The sequence below is a fragment of the Selenomonas ruminantium subsp. ruminantium ATCC 12561 genome (assembly GCF_000424065.1).
GTDB lineage: Bacteria > Bacillota > Negativicutes > Selenomonadales > Selenomonadaceae > Selenomonas_A > Selenomonas_A ruminantium.
Map to the genome: position 1 here is coordinate 27,735 of NZ_KE384128.1, position 21,745 is coordinate 49,479.

Sequence of the window (21,745 nt, forward strand, 5' to 3'; positions counted from 1 at the left end):
TTTATCTCCCTAAAAGATGCCAATCCTCCTTCTTAATATGTCTATAACCTTATCCCACGAATTATCGTCGCCTTTATCCATTTCGATAAATACTTTTTTTCGCGTAATTTTTCCTGAAGCTACGTTCTCCATCAAACGACTTAATTCAAGACTATCAAAAGGATTAAAAAAATATGCATTAGAGTAGCCATCCAACAACTCATGTGAAAATTCACAATCAGACGCTAATATAATCGCTCCCATTTTCTTTGCTTCTATCAACGGGTAACCAAATGTTTCTATATATGAAGGAAATACTAAACACGAATTTTTATACTGGCTGAGAACATCTTCTCTTGATAACCTACCTAAAAAACTAATTTTTTCAGTACTCTGTCCATCCACAGTTAAATTCAAGTGATAACACAAATCTAACTTTCTACACGCCTCTAATAGTGTATTAATATTTTTATAATAAGCATCACTAGTTGGATAGAAAAATATATTAGTTGTCTGATATCTGCATGCATTCTCCAAATCAATCTTATTAACAGTCGGATATATTTGCAAAACTTTACCTTGTTCAATTTCACATTGCTGTAAAATTGCATTTTTCATCCATTTTGTTTGGACAATAACAAGATCAGCTGAAGATACTGATGATTTTATAATCCCGCCCAGCAAATACTGAACAATCGCCATACTACGCTCTTCTTTTTTTAAAAATGAAAACTTGTATGTACTTTGAAACGGCACAGGCTGGTGCACATATACTACCTGCGGAACATTAGCTCCCCTAATTATTGTATTCTGAAACGATAATACAAGATTAGGTTTTATTTCCTCTACAAATTTCCTCCCCGTTATATAATCAAAAGCGAGTCTATTTAAGCGCGGTTTAAGTGAAGGTTTAATAATTATTTTTATGTTTGTTTTTGCCTCAATATAAGGTCCAGACACCAAAAAAATCCATTCAATATCCTTTGATTCATATTCTACAACAGCTTTATAAAAATCTTGTAAAACAGTCAGCGCTCCTCCACCACTCGCTGCAGTATCAACAACAAGGATCCTTTTCATTTTCCCTCCACATATCCGCTATTATAATTTTATAATTATAATCTGTAATACATCTTCATATTCATTGCCAAGGCTATAATTATATCTCAACCTCACCTAACATTGGCACTAATAAGCGGTGATGGCGTACTATTTTTCAGAGTAAGCTCACTACCTTTTTGCATATTATGAAAGTGACATGTAGGTATTATCCATTCACGCCTGTCCACTGAAGGACAATACATATGTGCACCGTCTGTTGCCTTTTCATAACACCCTTCAACACAGCAATATTCAGGCCACTTCTGTCCATTTGTGTTTTTTTGCCAATATTGCTTCCAACTTCCACCGGGAGCATTTCTATCACTTGTACCGCCTTTATTCTTCCAACCATTTAATGGATATCCCATATAATCCACCTCCTCATGTTATCATTATTGATACTTTATTATGTCCTTAATAAGTAGCTATCTTCTTATATATAAATCGATATCATCCATCAATTTTTTTTTATCATAATGTGCTTCAAAATAAATTCTAGCATTCTTACCCATGGCTACACTGTCATTACTCATCATTTTTCTTACGCCAGCTGCCAAAGCCCCCGGATTGCCTATTTCTGTACAAATACCGCATTGCGATTCGTGAATGACTCTTTTTGTCTCTCCAGAAGCCGAAGCAATAATGGCTTTGCCGCAGGCCATATAGGACTGCAACTTGGCCGGTATCGTATTTTCCCATAGCGGAGTCTTGTTAAAGCTGATAAAGCCTGCATCGCAAGCAGACAAAATCTTCGGAACACGTTCAGCTGGCACCCTAGGAATCATCACGAACTTATCCTGCACATCATGCAATCTTATCTGCCGTTCAAATTCCGGCTGGTAGCGGCCATCTCCGACGATGATGAATTTTACGTTGTCATTTTTCAGCAGTTCTGCCGCTTTAGGCAAGACATCCAGCCCCTGCGCGGTGCCGATATTTCCCGTGAAAGCTATCTTGTAGCAGCCATCATCTTCAATGCCTTCGATTTTCTGTGGCTCCATCGGTCTGTAAAATTCTTCAGCATACTGCGGCCAATAATGAACCTTGCTTCTAGGCACAGGATGTTTGCGATTGACGATTGCCTCAACAAAGCTGGGGCTCGTGGTAAAAATTGTATCCGTTTCCCGGTAAATCTTGTCGACCATACGATCTATGGGGCCGATAATTGCACGATTATGGATGCCAGTTACAGTCTCTACATTCTCCGGCCATAAATCCTGCACATACAGATAAGTGGGCACATGATACCGTTTCCCATACCAGATACCTATCAAGGCCTGCGTCATGGGCGAAACTTCCACAGTAAACACAATGTCCGCGTGAAGATTTGCTGCTTCTTTGCTTTTCACCCATTTACGTCCACTCCGCACAAAACTAAGATAGTTTGCCGCCATCCCTGCAGCATTCATGAGTTTATTGCGGCTATTTCCTCTGGCTATCAAGGGAATCCGGATGATGTTCACGCCATTCCAAGTTTCACGCGTACGATGTTTCCGGTCATATCCATCAAAGAATTTCCCCATCGGATAATTGGGGATACCAGTCAACACCGTGACCTTATAGCCACGCTTCACCCACTCGCAGGCCATGTCATTAACACGAAAGGTTTCGGGATAGAAATATTGGGTTATGAGAAGAATGTGTTTCATTATCCCTCTGTCCTTTCAATGGATGTTTTAAGGTCTGCGACAATATAGTCAAAATCATATCGGCTCATACTTTGGTCATAAGACATATTGCCAAAGGCTTTATTGGCCAAGCCGCCGATTTTCCCCGGCATTTTGCTAGCCAAAACAACCGCCCAGTTCCATACTCCCGATACCCATATCGTATGGCCAACTACCGTTGCAATCTGCTGTACCAATTCACTAGTCCTACTATATTCTGCATTTTGTGGCCAAAACACACCGCCTTCGCCTCGCAAAATAACCTGACACAGAAATTCGCAAAGGTTTTCGATATAGAGCATGGAGCGTTCATTATCAATATCTGGGAAAAACAGCATTTTTTTCGCCATTTTGCCTAGAATCGGATAATTTCCTTTACTGCCTTTTCCATAAATCATAGGCGGTCTTAAAACCGTTACGGTAAAACTGTCATCAGCCAGTTTACGAACGCCTTTGTCCGCCTGCCATTTACTATCACCATAAAAGTTTGCCGGTTTAGGGTCTGTATCTCTGGTAATGCGTTTTTTCTTCCCGTAAGGTGCAGATTCACCATAAATGATGGCAGAGGACATAAATACAAACTGTCTTACCCCTTGGGCTTTTGCTTTTCGAGCTGTCTCAATAGCTAAATCTGTATTGACTGCATAGTATTTTGCCTTGACCGCTTCACTGACATTCCCCACATCAGCATGTGCTAGTCCCGCTACATGATAAACAACATCATAAACCGAAAAATCTTTTTTCCTCCAGCTGCCATCAATCATATCCACCGTATCTATCGATATTTCTTTCGGATAATGTTCTGCGACATATAGCTCAAAACTTATACCAATATAAGAGTTAGCACCCGTTATAAGGACTTTCTTCATTTCACTGTTTCCTCATGTTTTTTCATTTCACCAGTTCCACCTTCAACGACACCTTCACTGCGCAAAACAGAAAAAATAGTCCCCAGAAAGCATCTTATATCAAAGAAAAACGCCTTCATGCCACCGTTTTTCAATGTGCTTGTATAGTCACCATCCAGCTTTGCTTTTGCCGGTATCTCCAGTTCATCTCTGCCATTAATCTGCGCCCAACCAGTCAGCCCTGGTTTTATATCATTGGCACCATATTTATCACGTTCGGCAGTAAGCAAATCTTGGTTCCATAAACCAGGACGTGGCCCAATAATACTCATGTTTCCTATGAATATATCCCATATTTGTGGCAATTCATCCAAGCTGTGTGCACGAATAAATTTACCAGCTTTAGTTATATATTGTTCCGGATTATCCAACATATGTGTAGGTCTGTCATGTGGTGTACACATTTTCATTGAACGGAATTTATGCAGCTGGAAGTATCTCTTATTATTGCCGATACGTCTTTGTGAAAAAAATATAGGGCCCGGATCATCCAAATAAATCCATATACTAAGTGCTAAAAAAATAGGCGATAACACCAGCAGCCCAACTAAAGATAGAATTATATCAAGGCTTCTTTTTATATATGCTTCATATACGGTCGGTACATGATGAATATCTGCTACAGCCTCCAAATGACCTCTGACCCCATCAGCATTTTCCGGTTCCATAATGTTCTCTACAAAAACAACTTTTTTCCCTTCCATAGGGTTGATTTCTGTATGCATCTATTCCTTGCTACCTCCTGATTTATTCATGAAGCTCAATTGTATTTCCATCCGGATCCTTAATAAAACAACAACGTGCACCTACCCAATCATTCATAATTGGACTATTTATCAGACCTAAATCCGCAATTACCTTTTCAATATCATCCACTTTTAATGCAATATGACGTAAGCCTAATGGCTCTGGCATGGAACGCAACGGATGAGATGCATCCACAAACATTTCCAATTGAATTCCATCCCCCTGCAATAGAAGTACTATATCCAAATTTCGTTCAATTCGCTTAAACTCTTTAAATCCGAATTTTTTATAGAACTTCACACATTCTTCACTGCTGACAATAATCGCCAAATGATGAATACCTTGCATCATAAAAATCCACTACCTATTGTTCCTCTTTAGAATCAACCAACTGCTTACTTTTGTAAGTCGGTATCATATGTTTTAAAGTTTTAAGAATAGTTATTTTGTCCGTGGTTTCGTTTAACTTTTTCAAACTTTCCTTTAAATCTTGCTCATCCAATGGCTGAATATGGGCCTTGAAGATTTTCTTGTGTTTGGTACTGGTTGTACCTTCTTCACTGGTTAAGAGTTCTTCGTAGAGCTTTTCGCCGGGGCGCAGGCCAGTGTAGGTTATCTTGATGTCCTTGCCCGGTGTAAATCCGTGAAGCCGGATGAGGTCTTCGGCCATATCTTTGATTTTTACCGGCTTGCCCATATCAAAGAGGAAGACTTCGCCACCTTCAGCCTGACTGCCGGCCTGCAGAACCAGTTGGACGGCTTCGGGAATGGTCATGAAGAATCTCGTCATATCCTTATGTGTAACGGTTACCGGGCCGCCTGCGGCAATCTGTTTTTCGAAGAGCGGCACTACACTGCCTCGGCTACCCAGAACGTTACCAAAGCGAACCGTTACGAACTTTGTATTGCTATGCTGATTGATTTCCTGCAGAACCAACTCTGCCGTACGCTTGGTCGCGCCCATTACGCTGGTTGGATTAACTGCTTTATCCGTGGAAATCAACACAAAGATTTCCGCATGGTTTGCGTCGGCTAGTTCAGCTACATTCTGCGTACCGAATACGTTGTTGCGGATGGCTTCATCCGGCTGGATTTCCATCAGCGGTACATGTTTATGGGCAGCTGCATGGAATACGACCTGTGGCTGGAACTTCTGAAAGATTCGTGCCATACGTTCCTTGTCGGTGATATTGGCAATGACCGTATGGTAGGTCTGTTCCGGGAATTTGCGTTTTAGTTCCTGATGGATTTCGTAGATGCTGTTTTCGCCGCGGCCCAACAGGATGATTTCCTTGGCACCTACCCGGCTAATCTGACGGCTGATTTCGGAACCAATGGAACCGCCTGCGCCAGTAATGAGCACCGTTTTGCCAGCAATATAGTTGGTGATTTTCGCAAAATCCAAATGGATGGGGTCGCGGCGCAAAAGGTCTTCCAAGCGGATTTCGCGCATTTCCCCCATATTGGTTTCATCCGTTACCATTTCATAGATGCCCGGCATAATGCGTACCTTGGCCCCTGTTTGACGGCATTGGTTGTCAATATGCCGGATGGTGTCACCATCTGCCGAAGGAATTGCGATAACAATTTCATCTACTTTGTTGACTTTGACAATCTGCGATAATTCGTTAATCGTGCCTAAGATGGGGAACCCCGCCAACCGGCCATTTTTCTTTTTTTCATCATCATCCACAAAGCCAATAATATTTGTAGTAGCGGCTGCATTCTGTTCCAGTTCCCGCACCAGCAAAGCACCAGCATCACCGGCACCGACAATGACTAGATTTTCCTTACCGCCCTTGGATTCAGTAACCATGTCCAAATTAATCTTGAACATAAGACGAATCGCACCAATAGCGCTGATACTGAGCAGCCAGGTGAGGATAATCACACTTCTGGGCACAGGAATCTCTGCCATCAAAGTAACTATGAAAATCAAGGCCTGTGCCAATGTCACAGCGCCGACGATGGCGATTAAGTCACGTATGCGGGCATAATGCCAAATGCGGTGATATAAGCCGTAGAAATAAAAGATACCGATATTAATTAGTACCATCCATGGCAGGCAACTGCGGAAGGTTAAATAATCCAATTCCGGAATTGTGCCTTCATAACGCAGGAGCATGGCCAATATGGGAACGACAGCCAAAATTGCGGCGTCAATTAAAATCAGCTTTATTTTGTCTCGAATTTGTCCCAAATAACTCACTATCATGCCTCTTCTCGTTTATATTGAATAAGTCCATAGCCAAAACTGATTAAACAGCCGATAACAAAACCAATGGCGGTAATCAACAGCTTTTTCGGTCCTGCCGGTTTATCTTCATCCGGCAGATCTGCTGGGTCGATAACCTGAATATCCATAGACTCCATAGCCTCTTTGATCTTGCTGTCTTCACATTGCTTGACCAGGCTGCTGTAGATTCCCTCTTTAATACTGACCTCACGCTGAAGGCTGAGGTATTCCAACATTTCCTGAGGGAAGTTTTCCAGTTCTTTTTCCTTTTCTGCTCTGCGGTCCTTAATGGCGGCTTCACTGGCCTGCGCAACGGCTATGCTGGCTTCTGCATTGGCTTGAGTCTTAATTAAGTCAGCCTGAGCAGGATTGATACTGGTATATTGAGAAGCAACAATGGTATTGACTTCTTCGGATAGTTTCTGTTGCAGTGCAGCAATTCTTTCCTGCGCAGAAATCACACTTGGATGTTCTTCTGTATAGCGTTCCCGCAGGCCAACCAAGTTCACCTGAGCATCAACAATCTGTTTGCGCAGTGCCATGACATTAGCATTATCGTTGATATGAAAAGCCTGGCTACTGCTGCGCATATCACCGAGTTTTGCCGATACGCTTTCGAGTTTTGCCTGATTGGCTTTTTGCTGCACAACCATATTACCGAGAGCGTCATCAAAGGCATTCATTTTGGCTACGGCAGCTTTTGCCTGAGTATCTGGACTGTAGACCTTGTGTTTTTGCTGGTATTCCGCAAATTTCGTACGGGCATCTTCGGCCTCTTGTTTTGATTCGCTTATACGTTCGTCAAGAAACTTGATTAACGTGCTCTGGGTCTGCTTAGCTTTATCGGTCTGCATAGCAAGGAAGTTGTCCACAACGTTTTGGCTGATCATCTGTGCCTCTTCCGGGCTCTTGCCTGTAGCTGTGACAGTAATCAGGTTCGTCTGCTTGGTATTTTCGATTTTGAGAAATTTCTTGGCAAAATCCTTGGCCTCTGGCTTTTTCTTTTCATCTTCCCATTCCATCTGGTCGATAATCGGTTCCAGAACAGTGCGGGATTTCATCAGTTCGATGAAGTTAAGCTCTGCTCCGCCCGAACCACCGCCCAGCATAGCGGCCATCGCAGCCGCACCACCAACACCTGTGTTGCTACGCGTCTGCACCAAAGTGGTGGATTCATACGTTTTCGGCAAAGCCAATGACACGATAAGTGCCAGTGCTGTACAGCCGCCCACAATAACACCTACAGTCTTGCGGCGGTCGTATAGGATATGCATTAATCTACCGAGGTCAATGCTTTCTTCGTTTTCCATGGTTAAACTTCGCTCCTTATTGTGTCACTATGTGTTCTTGTATTGTTATTTGTCACACTTTGCAACTCCTATTATATGTTTCAGTACATCATAAGTCAATATAATATGTTTCATTATGACCCTATTTTTACCACAATGAACAATGTTTACATATAATGTAGGTAGTTTTACTTGCAAGGAGTGATTCACATCGAAAACAAGCTTCAATATTTACGGGAACTGCGCGATTGGAAACAGCAAGATGTAGCCGATGCCTTAGGTGTCAGTCGTTCTACCTATGCCAATTATGAATCTGGGCGCAGAGCTCCTGACCTCAGCATTCTGATGAACTTAGCCGATATTTACGGTATTTCCCTGGATGAACTGACCGGGCATAAGGTAAAGCAGGCCAACAGCCTGCAGCTCACCAATCAGGCCTTGCGTCTGCTCAAGAGTTTCAATCAGCTGCCCCTTCATGCGCAGGAATGGTATATTGCCCATATGGCATTTGATGTTAAAGAAAAGCACTATGCACTGGGAATGCAGCCAGCTACGGTTGCGGATAAAATGGACATAAAAAAATAGGCATTTCGATTGCTGTTAATCGAAATGCCTATTTTTTATTATGATATTTTTTACCGGATTATTCCGTTGCCAAAACGGCTTCTTCTTCCGCTTTCAGCTGGGCCATATCCTCGCGGACCTGTCCATTCCAGCGGTATTTGACAGTCAGCACCAGTACAGCGGCAGCAAGCATAAAGGCGGCCATGATGTAGTAGCCTAAATCAAAGGCGCCGGTACTCTTCTGCACCCAGGCCATCATATTGGGGCCTACCCAGCCGCCGATATTGCCGCAGGAATTAATGAGGGCAACAGAAGCTGCAGCCGCAGGGCCAGTCAGGAAGGTGGTCGGAATCGTCCACCAAACGCCCATTGCAGCATAGATGCCGATAGCGGATAAGCAGACGAGGAACAGCGCCATGCCCATGCTGTCCACGAGTGGCGAACAACCAAGACCCACGGCACCAACCAGGAGTGCTCCTGCTACATGCCAAACTTTATCGCCGGTCTTTGTGGAGGTATGACCGATGATGACCTGCACCACGAGCGCCGCCAGCATCGGAATGGCGATAGCCCCGCCCAGAAGGGAAGTCGACCAGCCGGAAAGGCCTTTGAGTACGGTGGGCATCCAGAAGTTAAAGCCCCAAAAACCGACAACCCAGAGGAAATAAATCAGACAGAGTTTCAACACCTTAGGTTCACAGAAGGCCTGCCAAACAGTGTATTTCTTGACGCGATGCATAGCTGCCTGTTCTTCTTCATATACTTTGTTGAGATATGCCTTTTCCTCTGCGGTCAGCCAAGCAGCCTGTTCCGGACGGTCTTTGACGGCAAAGAAGAAGTAAACCGCAAAAAGCAGTGCCGGCAAAGCTTCCAATATAAAGAGTTCCTGCCAGCCATGCAGGCCGAACAACGAGGTTTCGAGCAGGACGCCGGCCAGCGGTGCACCGACAATCGTGGAAATCAATAGCGACGTCAGCATAAGCGAAGTGGCTCTTGCGCGCTCCCCTGCGGCAAACCAGCGCGGGAATAATACCGAATAGATTACCGGATACAAGCTGGCTTCTGACGCCCCCAGCAGGAAACGGCACAGATAGAATTCCGACGGTGTTTTGACAAAGGCCATATACACGCACACCAATCCCCAGGTGAACATGATACGGGCAATCCACTTCGTTGCCGAGAACTTCGCCGCCACCAGCGAACCCGGCACTTCAAAGAGCAAATAGCCGATGAAGAAAATTCCGGCCCCCATGCCGAAGATTTCCGGTGTCAGCCATGGCATATCCTCCGTCATGGTGAGTTTGGCATAGGCCACATTCACCCGGTCGATACAGGCGATAATGGATACCAAAAACACCGGCAGAATGATGCGCCAGTCCCGTTTGCTTTTTAAGCGTTCAAGATTTACAGCTTCCATAATGATTCCTCCCCAATATAAGTCCTATATATAATGAAATAAAAAAAGCCCGTCCCGCAAAGGGACGGACTCATTATCCGTGTTACCACCCAAATTCCCTGCGCAAGAGCAGGGCACTCTGCAACGTACCAACATACGCGGCTTCTGTAACGGGAAACGCCCGTGGCCGCTTACTGAATTTGACTATGCAAATACTTCAGCGCCATACCTCAAGGATGATTTTCCATTTGCGCTGGACTATCGGCTTCCACCTTTCCGACTCGCTGGCAATCCGCTGACAAATTTACTCTTTCCTATCATCGATTGTATTCTATATGGAGATTTTTGTTTTCCAAATCACATAACACATACTAGCACTGAAGTGTAAACTTGTCAACGATATTTTCAAAATTCTGCAGGATTCTTTTACTTTTTCACGAAGTATATGGTAAAAAACCAATCTGTCCAGCAGATTTATCACGGAAGAAAGCGAGTGTGATCACTATGCCTAAGGGCAGCATCAAGACATTATTTGTGGTCAGCATTATACTGCTCACCGGTATACTTCTCAGTATACAAACCTTTATCAATATCAGCCAGTTCAAAGGCGGTATGGAAACACAGGTCAAAGCGACTTTGGAAAGTCACGCCGGAGAAATCACCGGCAAGCTGGATCAGCGGATTTTGCAGGTGGCACAAAAGACCAGCGGGCTTGCCTTAGGGGTCAGCCAGCTGAAGGATTATGATACCGATGTCATGTTTGGCATGGCGGACGGTTATGTACTCTCCGACCCACTGATTATCGGCAGCGGTTTTTGGTTTGAACCCTTTGCCTATGACGAGGACATTGAATATTATGGCCCCTATCGCACCAAGGGTAATGACAATAAAGTTTCTCTCGACATGAGCTACAGCAATGCCGAATACGGTTACACCAAATTTGACTGGTATCTGAATGCCATGAAGTCTCCCGGTACAGTTGCCTGGACAGGGCCCTATCTGGACGAAGTGAGCCATACGACCATGCTCACCTCCGCAGCCGCCATCCAGAAAAATGGTAAGCCTGTCGGCACAGTCACCTTGGATATCGGCATTACGGAACTGGAAGATTATGTCAAGAACATCACCATCGGCAACAGCGGTTATGCCTTCCTCGTCAGTCAGGACGGATTCTATCTTGCCTCGAAAGATGACAGCAAGAATATGAAGGCCAAAATCACTGAGGAGAGCAATAAGGATTTAAGCGCCTTAGGCCAGAAAATTGTCGGCCTGAAAAATCTTGAACTCGTGGAAACCGATGTTTTCGGTGAAGACAGCTATGTGATGGGTGTCCCCCTCTGCATTGATAATATGAAGCTCGTGCTCGTAGCCCCCAAGGCTGATTATCAGGAAGCAATCACCAATTCCATCTACACCAGCATCATCATGTCGATTTTGGTTATGATTATCCTCTGTGCGGCCATGATTGCTATCTTCAATCGGCGGGTTGGCACCCCGATTGCCCATTTGATGGAAGAAGCCAGCAAAGTAGCCGCTGGCGATTTGACGCGCAAGGTGAATATCACCGCCAATGATGAAATGGGGACACTGGGAGAGGCCCTCAATCATATGATTGAAAATATCCGCGGCGTTATCGGTCATGTAAATGATATGACCCAGCACGTAGCGGAAGCCAGCGACCAGCTCACCACCAGTGCCGACCAGTCAGCGCAGGCCTCTCATATGGTCGCAGAAAGCATCGTATCCATCGCTGAAGGTGCCAGCGAACAGGCTGTCGAAGCCAGCAACATTCAAAATACCGCTGAAGAAGTGACCAGCACGGCGCAGCATATCGTCAGCGGCACCCAAAAAGTACTGGACCATGCCATCAGCGCCCGGGATAAAATCGACACCGGACGCGGGGCTATTCAGGAAGCGGTTCGGCAGATGAACAACATCACGGCTACTACCGACAGCATTCAGGAATCCATCAACAAGCTGAACACCAGTTCCCAGCAGATTGCTGATATCGTCGAGATGATTACAAGCATTGCGGAACAAACCAACCTGCTGGCCCTCAATGCGGCGATTGAAGCCGCCCGCGCAGGCGAAGCCGGCCGTGGCTTTGCGGTAGTTGCCGACGAAGTCCGGAAACTGGCCGAAAGCTCCAATCAGTCCTCTCAGCAGATTGCCCAGCTGGTACAAGGCAATCTCAGCGACATGAAATCTGCCGTGGAAGCCAGCAGCAGCGGTGCCCAAAGCGTACAGGCAGGCATCGACACGGTGCAGTCGGCTGACCAGGTATTTGCCGAAATTGTCACGGTTATTGATGACCTGACGGAGCAAATCAAGAAAATCGCTCAGGGCATTGAATCCATGGCCAAGGAAAACGAGAATATGCTCAAAGCCAGCATCAACATTGCCGGCACCAGCGGCAAGAACTCGGACGAAGCCCAGTCCGTATCGGCTGCCGGTGAGGAGCAGAGTGCTTCCATGCACGAAATCTCCGATGCCGCCCGCAATCTTGCCCAGCTGGCCAGCGATTTGCAGACCGAAATGAACAAGTTCAAACTTTAATAAAAAAATCCCCCGCGATGGCAGTCGCAGGGGATTTTTTGTACCTCATTATCCTTTTGCCGATACCTCGTTGTAAACGTCCTTGAGCAGGGTTTCCTTGCGCAGGGACCGGCATTCGCAATGATGTTCCTCAGCATCAATCGTGCGAATGGTTTCGAGGATAATCTCACCAATCATCGGCGCATCATCGTAGAAGATATCCGCCATATCCTGATGGGACCATTTTTCCTTGATGCCTTCGCCGTAATTCACCGTGAAGTACAGCCCTGCATAGCAGGCGCCGATTTCCCGTGCTAGATAGACTTCGGGGCAGATGCTCTGCCCTACGATATCGGCATGACCATTCAGCATAGCAACTTCTGCCGGGCTTTCAAAATGACGGCCATCGGTCACCGCATAGGTACCGCGGGTGAACACTCTTCCGTCAAAACGCTTTTTCGTGGAGGCAATCAGGGCCTTGCGCATTTCCGGACACAGGGCATCTCGCATAACCAGCAGATACCGTCCGTCCAGCATAACATCCTTGCGCACCGACAAATCGAGATAATCGTCGGGGATAATGAAATCCCGCAAGTCCAGGAGCTTGTTGACTGTACCGACACCGCCCTCGGAAATAATGCGCTTGACACCGGCTTCGCGGAAAACCCAGAATACCTGCCGCGAAGCATCTGCACGGGTTACACCGCTGCGCCAGCCGTGCATTTTAACCGTGAGCACGCGCTTTTCGCCCACACGGAACAGCCGCATAGCCGGGCTTTCGCCGTAAGGCGTGTCAAAGCGCAGATTGTCGGCTAAAATTTCCACATCATCGGCTTTGACATTTGCCGGAAAATTACTGGAAAGTGTCCCCGATCCGCCGACGACAGCGTAGGCGGCTGCAGGAATTTTATTGTCTGTCATAATCGTAACTCCTTTCGCCTTCCCCTCTGGGGAAGGCTTTTAAAATCGCCTTATTACATTGTACTCTGTATCTCTTTGCGCTGCTTGTTTGCCAGCACCTTTTATCATATCCACCATCTTTTGGATGGACATTTCATACTGCGTGCCAGCAGCCCGCACGACGTTTTCTTCGAGCATGATGCTGCCGAGGTCATCGGCACCAAAGCCTAAAGTCAGCTGGCCAATGCGCTCGCCCTGCGTAACCCAGGAGCCTTGGATATGCTTGATATTGTCCATATACAGGCGCGTCACAGCCAAAGTCTTCATATAGTCCCAGCCGCTGGTCTTTTCACCGCCCAGTTCCGTATTGCCGGGCTGGAACGTCCAGGTGATAAAGGCGCGGAAACCGCCGGTCTTGTCCTGCAGGCGGCGGATTTTTTCCATGTGTTCAATGCGCTGTGCCATGGTTTCACCAAAGCCGATAACCATGGTGGCCGTGCTCTCCATGCCAATGCTATGGGCGCACTCCATCACATGCAGCCAGTCCTCGGTCATGATTTTCTTGGGGCTGACGCGTTTGCGCACTTCATCTACAAGGATTTCTGCACCGCCGCCGGGCAGGCTGTCCAAGCCAGCTTCCTGCAAGCGTTTCAATGTATCGAGAATCGACAGCCCTGCCTGCTGGGCAAAATACTGGATTTCCGTTGCCGTGAACGAATGAATGGTAATTTGCGGGTATTTTTCCTTGATGCTGCGCAGCATCGTTTCGTAATAGTCAAGACCCAAATCCGGGTAAAGCCCGCCTTGAATCATGACCTGCGTGCCGCCTGCCGCAACCGTTTCGCCCACCTTTTGCAGGATTTCCTCATTGGTCAGCAGATACGCATCCTTGGACTCCTTGCGGCGGAAAAACGCACAGAATCTGCACTCGTTTTTGCACACATTGGTGTAGTTGATATTCCGGTCAACGATGAAAGTCACCGTATCATCAAACAGCTGTCGCCGCTTTTCATCAGCGCGGATTCCCAGCTCAATAGGGTCGCCCCCCTCAAGCAGGCGAATGCCTTCCTCAACAGACAGGCGCGAGTTCTGTTTTTTCCCTTTCGCTTTCATGGCTGCACCTCCCGATAAAAGGTATCCCGCTGCACCGGCTCATAGCCTGTTTCGCGAATAAAACGCTCCAAATCAGTGCGGGTAATGCCCGTATTGGTTTGGGCGCCTGCCGCATGGATAATCTTTTCCTCGCCAATGGTGCCGTCCAAATCGTCAGCGCCAAACCCCAAAGCTAATTGTGCAATCGGCATAGTCAGCATAATCCAGAACGCCTTGATATGGTCGAAGTTATCGAGTATCAGGCGGGAAAGCGCCAGCATCTTCATGTCCTCCCAGGAGCCAACGCGCTTTAAGCCTTGTTCCTCGCCCAGTTCCGTATTGGCCGGATGGAAGGGGAACAGCATAAACGCCTGAAAACCATGGGTTTCATCCTGCAGCTCCCGCAGGGTGATCAGATGCTGCAGACGTTCCTCAATGGTTTCCACATGACCATACATGATGGAGGCATTCGTACGGATTCCAAGCTTATGCGCGGTGCGCATAACTTCCAGCCATTCGCTCGTAGTGGCTTTCTTTGGACAGATTATCTCCCGCACCCTGTCCGAGAGAATTTCTGCACCACCGCCGGGCAGGCTGTCGAGTCCTGCTTCTTTAAGCTCGGTCAACACTTCCAAAATGCTCTTGCCGCTGATTTTGGCAAAGTTTACGATTTCCACGGGAGTAAATGCCTTGACATCCGCTTCCGGCAATGCCGCCCGCACCTGTTTGACAATATTCTTGTAGTAGGCAAAATCCTTATCGGGGTGCAGGGCACTGACGATATGGATTTCCGAGAGATTTTTAAGCTCTTTGGCGCTGTCCAAAATCTTGGCCACATCATCTGTTTCCAGCACAAAGCCCCGCTTATCCCCGTCCTTTACCTGAAAGGCACACAGGGGACAGTTTGCACTGCAAATATTGGTCAGGTTGATATGACGGTTTACGGTATAAAAGACCTTCTTGCCGCTTTTGGCTTCCTTTATGCGGCGGGCGCATTTGGCCAGAAACAACAGGTCATTATCTTCATATAACGCGAGCGCATCGGCAAGCGTCAGCCGTTCACCGGCAGACGCTTTTATCCGCGCCAGTTTTATCTTTTCCATGCGTCCTCCTCAAGCAAATTTCCGCAAGATGTTGAAGTTGCAGTCACAGGCTGCCGGAATACGGCCGGCCTCCCGAATGATGCGGATAATCTTGTCTTCAGATAGCGATGTGGGGCTTTCCGCACCGGCATCGTGGAGAATGGTCTCCTTGTGCACTGTGCCGTCAATATCGTTGGCACCAAAGCCCAAGGCTACCTGCGCCACAGGTACCGTCAGCATGACCCAATACGCCTTGATATTGGTAAAGTTATCGAGCAGCAAGCGGGAAATCGCCATCGTGCGCAAGTCGTCCCAATGCGAGGTCTGTTTGATTTTGAGTCCCAGTTCCGTATTCTTGGGCAGGAAGGGGAAGCAGATAAAGGTCTGAAAGCCGCCGGTTTCATCCTGCAATTCACGCAGGCGCAGCAGGTGGTCTACACGTTCCTCCAAGGTTTCAATATGACCATACAGCATACTGGCATTGGATTTTATCCCGAGTCTATGGGCTGTTCTAGCCACTTCGAGCCATTCATCCGCCGTGGCCTTGTTGGGACACAGTTCATCCCGCACCCGGTCGGAAAGAATTTCCGCACCGCCGCCGGCAATGGCCTGCAGGCCGCCTTCATCACGCAGACGAATCAGCACCTCCTCCACCGACAGCCCGGAGATTTGCGCAAAATGGGTAATCTCTACACCGGTAAAGCCCTTCATATAGAGCTGGGGATAGGTTTCATGGATAGCCTTGACAATCCCCAGATAATGATCAAAACTCCAGGTCGGATGCAGGCCGCTGACCACATGCAGCCCGGCAAGATTCGGGTCTTTCATGGCATCCGCTACGAGATTCAATGCCTGTTCCTTGGTCATCTCATAAGCACCTTTTTCATCACAGTCCCGGCCAAAGGCACAGAATTTGCAATGCGAAGTGCAAATATTCGTCAGGTTCACATGACAGTTCACGTTATAATAAACGATATCCCCGCACTTGCGCTTCCGTACCTTGTCGGCCATAGCCCCCAGCCAGGCGATATCGTGACAGTGAAACAGCCGTATGCCCTCCTCACGGGTAAGGCGTGTCCCACGCTCAATCTTTTCTTCTATATCCTTATACTCTTCTGCCGCTAACATATCCGTCCTCCAAACAATAAACATACTTTATTATTATAACGCCATTGTTCCAGTTTTGCCACAGGCAAAACTTCCTCTTAGCGTTTCCCCAAAGGACTAGCTTCGCGTCGCAACGAGGCTGAAGATATATTCATCCTCAGCCTCGTTATAACGCCGTTGTTCAAGTTTTGCTATAAACAAAAATAAATCATAAAGTTGACCAGGTTAATTTTTTAATGGAAATTTAATGCCCTTCTTCTTGTATTTTAATCTTGACCGCCTATAATGACCCATGTAGTAAGGAATTAACAACTCACATAACTTTTGTAAAGGAGATGTGTAAGATGTTCAGCAAGAAAAATGTAAAAATGACAGCAGTTGCCCTTGCCGGTGTTATGAGCCTGGGGATTGGCTCACTCACCGCCACGGCAGCAGAAGCCAGCCCATTCCATCATGGGCATGACTATGAAGTTCAGGAACTTGCCAACAAGCACCACCGCTCTCATCCGAAGAAGTATTCCGAAGGCGAGCGCAATACGGCCGCTATCGTCGGTGCCGTAGTTGGTGCAGTTATTGCCAAAAACACCTGATTTTTACCTTGGTAATTCTTCCCCACGAAGGATTATATATATTTTTTCGATTCCTAAATTCTCTAATTCTCTGCTAAAAAGGACATGCCCCCACAGCATGTCCTTTTTAGTCTGTTTATTTATCCGTATTCACTTTGATATCTTTTATGCCATAGAAAATGCACAGACCATGCTTAGTTACACCATTATCGAAATCCGCAAAGAAGACATGGCGCAGAGCACGGTTCTGCATCGCAATCGGCTCCATATAGGCAATCGGCTCACCCTTTTGCGCCGCCTCCTGTACGATGGCAATACGGGCATCATTTTCCTGGCGCATGGTATAGGTAACCAGGAGGGCTGCCGACATCGTGAACGCCGCCAGTCCCAGCGCCCCCGCCGTCAGCACCTTCTGTCCATGACTAGCGAAATAACCGCGAATCAAGGGCTCTCGCAAAATGGCAATCGCTGCAATGATAATCATAGCCACCGAGCTAAAGGTTGCCCGCGCAGGGAACGTCGGCGCAGCAATCATCACGAAATTGTTCAGCAAAGCCAAAGCCAGCATACAGCCAGCATAGCGCACAGCGGGGAATGCCTGCCAAACATCCCGCGCCTTGACTTTCTCAGCCAGCAACTTGATAACCGGCGTGGTCAGCCCCAGCTGTTTTTTGACCAAAGCGTAGACAAAGAAAATGGTCAGCCAGTAAATGGCCATTTCATCAAAGCCCTTGAACAGATTATCGAAATGGTCAATGGTCTTCTGCTTGGTCAGCCCCAACGGCACCATCACAGCCGCATAGAGGATATCCCGTACAGTCCAGGCCACGAAACTGTCATTGAAGTAGGAAACAACGAGGAGCAGGATAATCCCCAAAATCAGCCATTGCCGCCAGCCAAAGCTCAACAAACCACGCTCAATCTGCTCCCCCTTTTGACTGGCCAGTTCCAGCTTAAAGACACGCCAGGCGCACAGCAGCAACAAAACCATCGGCAGAATATAGAGCAGCATTTCACCATTGCCCGCAAACTGATTGCCGATATGCGCAAAAATGCCTTTGCCAGCCCCTTGGTCATCATAACGGACAAAATTGCCCGGCGCGCCCACAAGGCCGATAAGCCCAAGCAATGCGCCCAAAGCTCCGGCAGGCATCCAGCCCGCCATCTTCCCCTGATGGCGCAGATACCAGCTGCTGCCAGCCGTCAGTGCCACCACGGTCACGGCCAGATTTTCCACCGACCAGCCCGCGATAATACCCAACAAAAACATGGGGAGTATTGCCCATTTTCCAAGCGCCGACGTTCCTTTGGCCAATGTAATATTGTAGGGCAGGAGAAAGAGCGCTGCCGGTACGGCCGACCAAAGGTAAACCGTAGAGCCGCTTTTCCAGACAGCGACTTCACCAAAGTGCGGAAAGGAAAGCCAGGCCAAAAGCCCCGTAACGGCTAACATCAACGGCTCCTGTCGCAATTCCACCGAACGTCGGGCATGAAAATACATCAGCACGACCAAGGCCGTAAACATCAAGGCATTAGCCATATCAAAAGCAAACTTGCCCACCCAAAGGAAGAAATTCAAACATAAAACCGTAAACATGCGCCCGCCGTGGAGCATATAATGACGATAGGCAGAATATACCACATCCTGCACACTGCCCAGATGTTCTGCCGTCATCCACACCACCGAGTAATCGTAGTCATCACGATGCAGCGGCATCAAATAGTTCAGTACCAACATAAACAGAAACAGCCCTAGTAATACCAGCAAATTTCTGCCTAAACAGTTTTGACTCTGCGACAAATCCTCACTCTCCCCTGTTGTCAATCGCGTTCATGGGGCAGCCAATTAGCCTGACTGCCATAAATCATCTTTTTCCCATTATGCTCATCTATCAAGTAGACCGGCCTGCCCTTGCTCTCTGTAAACACGCGGCCCAGATACTCACCGATAATTCCCAAAGACAGCAGCTGTACGCCGCCCAAAAAGAGGATAACCGTCATCATCGTGGGATATCCCGCTACGGGATCACCATAACAAAGGGCATTAAACAGCACCCAACACATAAAAATCATCGCCAGCCCCGATACACCCAACCCCAAAATTGTGGTCAAACGCAAAGGCGCTGTGGTAAAGGAGGTAATGCCCTCCACTGCCAGATTATACAAGGCGAAATAACTCCATGTCGTCGTGCCCGCGGCCCGCTGCCGCACATGAAACGGAATTTCTTTTTTGCGATAGCCCACCCAGGTAAACATGCCCTTGGTAAACCGCTGATTCTCCCGCATCAGACGCAGCGCCGCCACGCAGCGTTTATCGAGCAGACGGAAATCGCCTACATCCCGCTGTACCCGAAAGCGGGAAACAGCCTGCAGGCAACGATAAAACAGATTCGCCATAGTGCGCTTAAACCAGGTTTCATCGGCCCTGTCCGTACGCTTGGCGCAGACATCATCATAGCCCTTGTGCCACCAGTCAATCATCTCCGGAATCAGCTCCGGCGGATGCTGCAAATCCGCATCCATGATGATCACCGCATCACCATCAGCATAGTCAAGACCAGCCATCATAGCCGCTTCCTTGCCGAAGTTCCGCGACAAGCTCAAATAATTCACCGCCGCCTCACGCGCTGATAACGCCTGCAACAACGAAAGCGTATTATCCCGGCTGCCATCATTAACAAATAAATATGTAAACTCACATCCCGGAACCCCATTCAGAATCCGAGACACTTCCGTATAAAATTTCTCGATTACTTCCTGCTCGTTATAACAGGGAACAATTATTGTTATTTTGTCCATCACAACCTCCTTTCGGCCGTCCCCATTCTAACACTTTTGACAGGGCTTGTCGATAGCACAAACCAGTCTACAACGAACTAAGCCGAGGGGATAGATGATGTTTTTCTGCAGCGTTTGACAAGCCTGTCTCAGCGAAAGAAAAATATTATCTATCCCCCCGGCGCCTTCGCACTTCACTGTAATGTACGCACTAAGCCCGCGGAGCTGGTGATGTTTTTCCGTAGCTTTTGACAAGCCTGTCTATGGCGAAGGAAAAATATTACCAGCTCCACGGGCGCCTTCGCATATCGCTGTAATATACGCAGTAAGCCCGGGGGCCAGTGATGGCTTTCCGTAGCGTTTGACAAGCCTGCCTAAGCGAAGCAATTCATCACGCAGTAAGCCCGGGGGCTGGCAATGACTTTCCGCAGCGTTTGACAAGCCTGTCTAAGCGAAGGAAAGCCATTGCCAGCCCCCGGGCGCCTTTATAGCACGATGTTAGCTTAGCGTTACAGGTATTCCTCAAACCTCTCCATATCCAGCACCCGAACCTTCTTCCCCTCGACCGCCAGAATCCCTTCCCGCTGCAAAGCCGAAAGTTCTCTGGACAACGAAGGCCTGGTGACCGCCAGATAGGACGCCATAAACTCCCGGCTGCCGGCCAGTTCCAATTCCCGCCTGCCCTGCAATTCAATAAACAGGAAGCGGATAATTTTCTCCCGCAGGGAACCGCTGGCCAGCACCTTGATTTTATTGTGCATAAAATAGGCCTTGCGGGCAAAGATGCGCATAAGGTTTCTTTGGATTTTCAACGCACTGCGGCTCATCTCGCCGCCGGCATCAAAAGAAAACAAACCGCTGGATATTTCCAGCAGTTTCACGGGCGTTACCGCCTCCACATACATATCGTAGGGCTGTTTCAAGACCTCGTAAACCTCACCGAACATATCCCCCGGCTCATTGATTTCCGACAGGAAAATACGCCGCCCGGAAAACGTATCCTTCAGGATATGCACTTCGCCTGCCAATAGAATGTAGAGCGATTTGGGCATATCCCCCTCATGAAAGATGATTTCACCCTTGCTATATTCGCACTGGCGCACCTGTGCCGAGGCCAAAAGTTCCTGAACTTCCCCATCACTCATCCCCTGTGCCAATGAACATTGTTTCAGCAGGGAGCGCAACGACTCATTAGCTGTAGCTGCCATAGCTTATTCCTGCACGAGAATTTTTTCGATTTCCACAATGTACATCGTATGGTAATCATCCTGATACCAGCGTTCATCAGCAGCTTTATCCACAAAGCACTCCTGTTTGAGTTCCTGTGCGTAGAGCTTGCGGCACAGCATGGTCACACGAGCCTCGTCAAAATAAGTACGGCCATTGTCGTGTTTTACCGTAAGGCCGCTCTTGGCGATTTTATCTTCATCACGGCCGGACACCGTACCAAAGTAATTCATCATCTTGCGGCGGTCTTCACCGAATACGGACAGCGTAAGGCCCTCGGACTTATCCACAAATTCCTTGGTATAGCGGGACGGACGAATGAAAATATAGGCAACAGGCTTGCCCCACATAATGCCCATGCCGCCCCAGGACGCCGTCATGGCGTTGCTTTTGCCTTCGGCCTCACCGGCAATCAGCAGCCAGTCCTTGCCAATTACCTTGAATACGCTTTCGTTAAAATCATCGGGGCGAATTTCCTTTACTGCCATTTGAAACATCCTCTCTTTTCCACAATTATCCACAATAGGTATGTATAATTCTACACAAAATCCACAAAACATTGTAGTTA

General features: G+C 47.5%; 20 protein-coding genes and 1 other annotated feature. Of the genes, 3 read left to right on the forward strand and 17 right to left on the reverse strand.

Annotated features, from left to right (window positions below; all coding sequences use genetic code 11):
- Positions 1 to 9 precede the first annotated feature (9 nt).
- From G598_RS18330 to G598_RS0116210, 8 genes are all read right to left on the reverse strand, one after another.
- Positions 10 to 1,059 carry a glycosyltransferase gene (locus tag G598_RS18330; protein WP_051180459.1) on the reverse strand — a complete coding sequence of 350 codons (1,050 nt, stop codon included), beginning with the start codon at positions 1,057 to 1,059 and terminating at the stop codon, positions 10 to 12.
- 92 nt (positions 1,060 to 1,151) lie between these two features.
- On the reverse strand, positions 1,152 to 1,448 hold the full coding sequence (locus tag G598_RS19905; protein WP_157833386.1) for a hypothetical protein: 297 nt from the start codon (positions 1,446 to 1,448) through the stop codon (positions 1,152 to 1,154).
- Positions 1,449 to 1,505: 57 nt separating this feature from the next.
- On the reverse strand, positions 1,506 to 2,729 hold the full coding sequence (locus G598_RS0116185) for a glycosyltransferase family 4 protein (protein WP_037364857.1): 1,224 nt from the start codon (positions 2,727 to 2,729) through the stop codon (positions 1,506 to 1,508).
- Positions 2,729 to 3,616 (reverse strand): NAD-dependent epimerase/dehydratase family protein, encoded by an 888-nt coding sequence (locus G598_RS0116190; RefSeq protein WP_026767798.1) that lies wholly within the window; start codon positions 3,614 to 3,616, stop codon positions 2,729 to 2,731. Before G598_RS0116190 ends, G598_RS0116185 begins: the two co-directional genes overlap by 1 nt.
- Positions 3,613 to 4,380 carry a sugar transferase gene (locus G598_RS0116195; protein WP_245582844.1) on the reverse strand — a complete coding sequence of 256 codons (768 nt, stop codon included), beginning with the start codon at positions 4,378 to 4,380 and terminating at the stop codon, positions 3,613 to 3,615. The genes G598_RS0116190 and G598_RS0116195 overlap by 4 nt, the downstream gene beginning before the upstream one ends.
- Before the next feature lie 22 nt (positions 4,381 to 4,402).
- The gene (locus G598_RS0116200) at positions 4,403 to 4,753 is read right to left on the reverse strand and encodes a VOC family protein (RefSeq protein WP_037364860.1); all 351 of its coding nucleotides are present in this window, start codon (positions 4,751 to 4,753) and stop codon (positions 4,403 to 4,405) included.
- A 13-nt stretch (positions 4,754 to 4,766) separates the two neighbouring features.
- Positions 4,767 to 6,611, reverse strand: a complete 1,845-nt coding sequence (locus G598_RS0116205) for a polysaccharide biosynthesis protein (RefSeq protein WP_211221606.1) — start codon at positions 6,609 to 6,611, stop codon at positions 4,767 to 4,769.
- Positions 6,612 to 6,613: 2 nt separating this feature from the next.
- Positions 6,614 to 7,948, reverse strand: a complete 1,335-nt coding sequence (locus tag G598_RS0116210) for a GumC family protein (protein WP_026767802.1) — start codon at positions 7,946 to 7,948, stop codon at positions 6,614 to 6,616.
- Positions 7,949 to 8,128: 180 nt separating this feature from the next.
- Between G598_RS0116210 and G598_RS18835 the strand changes: the two genes are divergently transcribed.
- Positions 8,129 to 8,512 carry a helix-turn-helix transcriptional regulator gene (locus G598_RS18835; RefSeq protein WP_245582845.1) on the forward strand — a complete coding sequence of 128 codons (384 nt, stop codon included), beginning with the start codon at positions 8,129 to 8,131 and terminating at the stop codon, positions 8,510 to 8,512.
- A 58-nt stretch (positions 8,513 to 8,570) separates the two neighbouring features.
- Here G598_RS18835 and G598_RS0116220 read toward each other — a convergent pair whose 3' ends face one another.
- Entirely contained in the window at positions 8,571 to 9,908 is a 1,338-nt protein-coding gene (locus G598_RS0116220) for an MFS transporter (RefSeq protein WP_026767803.1), read from the reverse strand.
- Positions 9,909 to 9,965: 57 nt separating this feature from the next.
- Positions 9,966 to 10,217 (reverse strand) — a binding site (T-box leader).
- 174 nt (positions 10,218 to 10,391) lie between these two features.
- Here G598_RS0116220 and G598_RS0116225 point away from each other — a divergent pair.
- Entirely contained in the window at positions 10,392 to 12,443 is a 2,052-nt protein-coding gene (locus G598_RS0116225; RefSeq protein ID WP_037364865.1) for a methyl-accepting chemotaxis protein, read from the forward strand.
- Between the two features lie 48 nt (positions 12,444 to 12,491).
- Here the strand turns inward: G598_RS0116225 and G598_RS0116230 are convergent, their stop codons facing one another.
- The 4 genes from G598_RS0116230 to mqnE (G598_RS0116245) are packed head-to-tail and all read right to left on the reverse strand — an operon-like array spanning position 12,492 to position 16,624.
- Positions 12,492 to 13,343: an MTAP family purine nucleoside phosphorylase gene (locus G598_RS0116230; RefSeq protein ID WP_026767805.1), complete on the reverse strand. Its 852-nt coding sequence runs from the start codon at positions 13,341 to 13,343 to the stop codon at positions 12,492 to 12,494.
- Positions 13,344 to 13,382: 39 nt separating this feature from the next.
- Positions 13,383 to 14,435 (reverse strand): cyclic dehypoxanthinyl futalosine synthase, encoded by a 1,053-nt coding sequence (gene mqnC, locus G598_RS0116235; RefSeq protein WP_037364868.1) that lies wholly within the window; start codon positions 14,433 to 14,435, stop codon positions 13,383 to 13,385.
- Positions 14,432 to 15,517 carry an aminofutalosine synthase MqnE gene (mqnE, locus tag G598_RS0116240; protein WP_026767807.1) on the reverse strand — a complete coding sequence of 362 codons (1,086 nt, stop codon included), beginning with the start codon at positions 15,515 to 15,517 and terminating at the stop codon, positions 14,432 to 14,434. Before mqnE (G598_RS0116240) ends, mqnC begins: the two co-directional genes overlap by 4 nt.
- A gap of 9 nt (positions 15,518 to 15,526) precedes the next feature.
- Complete coding sequence (mqnE, locus tag G598_RS0116245) at positions 15,527 to 16,624, reverse strand: aminofutalosine synthase MqnE (RefSeq protein WP_026767808.1); 1,098 nt, start codon at positions 16,622 to 16,624, stop codon at positions 15,527 to 15,529.
- 323 nt (positions 16,625 to 16,947) lie between these two features.
- Between mqnE (G598_RS0116245) and G598_RS0116250 the strand changes: the two genes are divergently transcribed.
- Positions 16,948 to 17,193 carry a hypothetical protein gene (locus tag G598_RS0116250; RefSeq protein ID WP_026767809.1) on the forward strand — a complete coding sequence of 82 codons (246 nt, stop codon included), beginning with the start codon at positions 16,948 to 16,950 and terminating at the stop codon, positions 17,191 to 17,193.
- A 115-nt stretch (positions 17,194 to 17,308) separates the two neighbouring features.
- Here G598_RS0116250 and G598_RS0116255 read toward each other — a convergent pair whose 3' ends face one another.
- From G598_RS0116255 to G598_RS20160, 4 genes are all read right to left on the reverse strand, one after another.
- Positions 17,309 to 18,997, reverse strand: coding sequence for a DUF3329 domain-containing protein (locus G598_RS0116255; protein WP_336433151.1), 1,689 nt, complete (start codon positions 18,995 to 18,997; stop codon positions 17,309 to 17,311).
- Positions 18,994 to 19,971, reverse strand: a complete 978-nt coding sequence (locus G598_RS0116260; RefSeq protein ID WP_026767811.1) for a glycosyltransferase family 2 protein — start codon at positions 19,969 to 19,971, stop codon at positions 18,994 to 18,996. Before G598_RS0116260 ends, G598_RS0116255 begins: the two co-directional genes overlap by 4 nt.
- A gap of 488 nt (positions 19,972 to 20,459) precedes the next feature.
- Positions 20,460 to 21,158, reverse strand: a complete 699-nt coding sequence (locus G598_RS20155; protein WP_026767812.1) for a Crp/Fnr family transcriptional regulator — start codon at positions 21,156 to 21,158, stop codon at positions 20,460 to 20,462.
- 3 nt (positions 21,159 to 21,161) lie between these two features.
- Entirely contained in the window at positions 21,162 to 21,665 is a 504-nt protein-coding gene (locus G598_RS20160; RefSeq protein ID WP_026767813.1) for a flavin reductase family protein, read from the reverse strand.
- Positions 21,666 to 21,745: the final 80 nt, after the last annotated feature.

Excerpts from the sequence above, each read along its gene's own strand:
- G598_RS0116210 (WP_026767802.1), bottom strand. The coding sequence starts at position 7,948 with ATGGAAAACGAAGAAAGCATTGACCTCGGTAGATTAATGCATATCCTA.
- G598_RS0116190 (WP_026767798.1), bottom strand. The coding sequence starts at position 3,616 with ATGAAGAAAGTCCTTATAACGGGTGCTAACTCTTATATTGGTATAAGT.
- G598_RS0116230 (WP_026767805.1), bottom strand. The coding sequence starts at position 13,343 with ATGACAGACAATAAAATTCCTGCAGCCGCCTACGCTGTCGTCGGCGGA.
- G598_RS0116225 (WP_037364865.1), top strand. The coding sequence starts at position 10,392 with ATGCCTAAGGGCAGCATCAAGACATTATTTGTGGTCAGCATTATACTG.
- G598_RS19905 (WP_157833386.1), bottom strand. The coding sequence starts at position 1,448 with ATGGGATATCCATTAAATGGTTGGAAGAATAAAGGCGGTACAAGTGAT.
- G598_RS0116220 (WP_026767803.1), bottom strand. The coding sequence starts at position 9,908 with ATGGAAGCTGTAAATCTTGAACGCTTAAAAAGCAAACGGGACTGGCGC.
- G598_RS0116260 (WP_026767811.1), bottom strand. The coding sequence starts at position 19,971 with ATGGACAAAATAACAATAATTGTTCCCTGTTATAACGAGCAGGAAGTA.
- G598_RS0116250 (WP_026767809.1), top strand. The coding sequence starts at position 16,948 with ATGTTCAGCAAGAAAAATGTAAAAATGACAGCAGTTGCCCTTGCCGGT.
- G598_RS0116195 (WP_245582844.1), bottom strand. The coding sequence starts at position 4,380 with ATGCATACAGAAATCAACCCTATGGAAGGGAAAAAAGTTGTTTTTGTA.
- G598_RS20160 (WP_026767813.1), bottom strand. The coding sequence starts at position 21,665 with ATGGCAGTAAAGGAAATTCGCCCCGATGATTTTAACGAAAGCGTATTC.
- G598_RS18330 (WP_051180459.1), bottom strand. The coding sequence starts at position 1,059 with ATGAAAAGGATCCTTGTTGTTGATACTGCAGCGAGTGGTGGAGGAGCG.
- G598_RS0116185 (WP_037364857.1), bottom strand. The coding sequence starts at position 2,729 with ATGAAACACATTCTTCTCATAACCCAATATTTCTATCCCGAAACCTTT.
- G598_RS20155 (WP_026767812.1), bottom strand. The coding sequence starts at position 21,158 with ATGGCAGCTACAGCTAATGAGTCGTTGCGCTCCCTGCTGAAACAATGT.
- mqnC (WP_037364868.1), bottom strand. The coding sequence starts at position 14,435 with ATGAAAGCGAAAGGGAAAAAACAGAACTCGCGCCTGTCTGTTGAGGAA.
- mqnE (WP_026767807.1), bottom strand. The coding sequence starts at position 15,517 with ATGGAAAAGATAAAACTGGCGCGGATAAAAGCGTCTGCCGGTGAACGG.
- mqnE (WP_026767808.1), bottom strand. The coding sequence starts at position 16,624 with ATGTTAGCGGCAGAAGAGTATAAGGATATAGAAGAAAAGATTGAGCGT.
- G598_RS0116200 (WP_037364860.1), bottom strand. The coding sequence starts at position 4,753 with ATGATGCAAGGTATTCATCATTTGGCGATTATTGTCAGCAGTGAAGAA.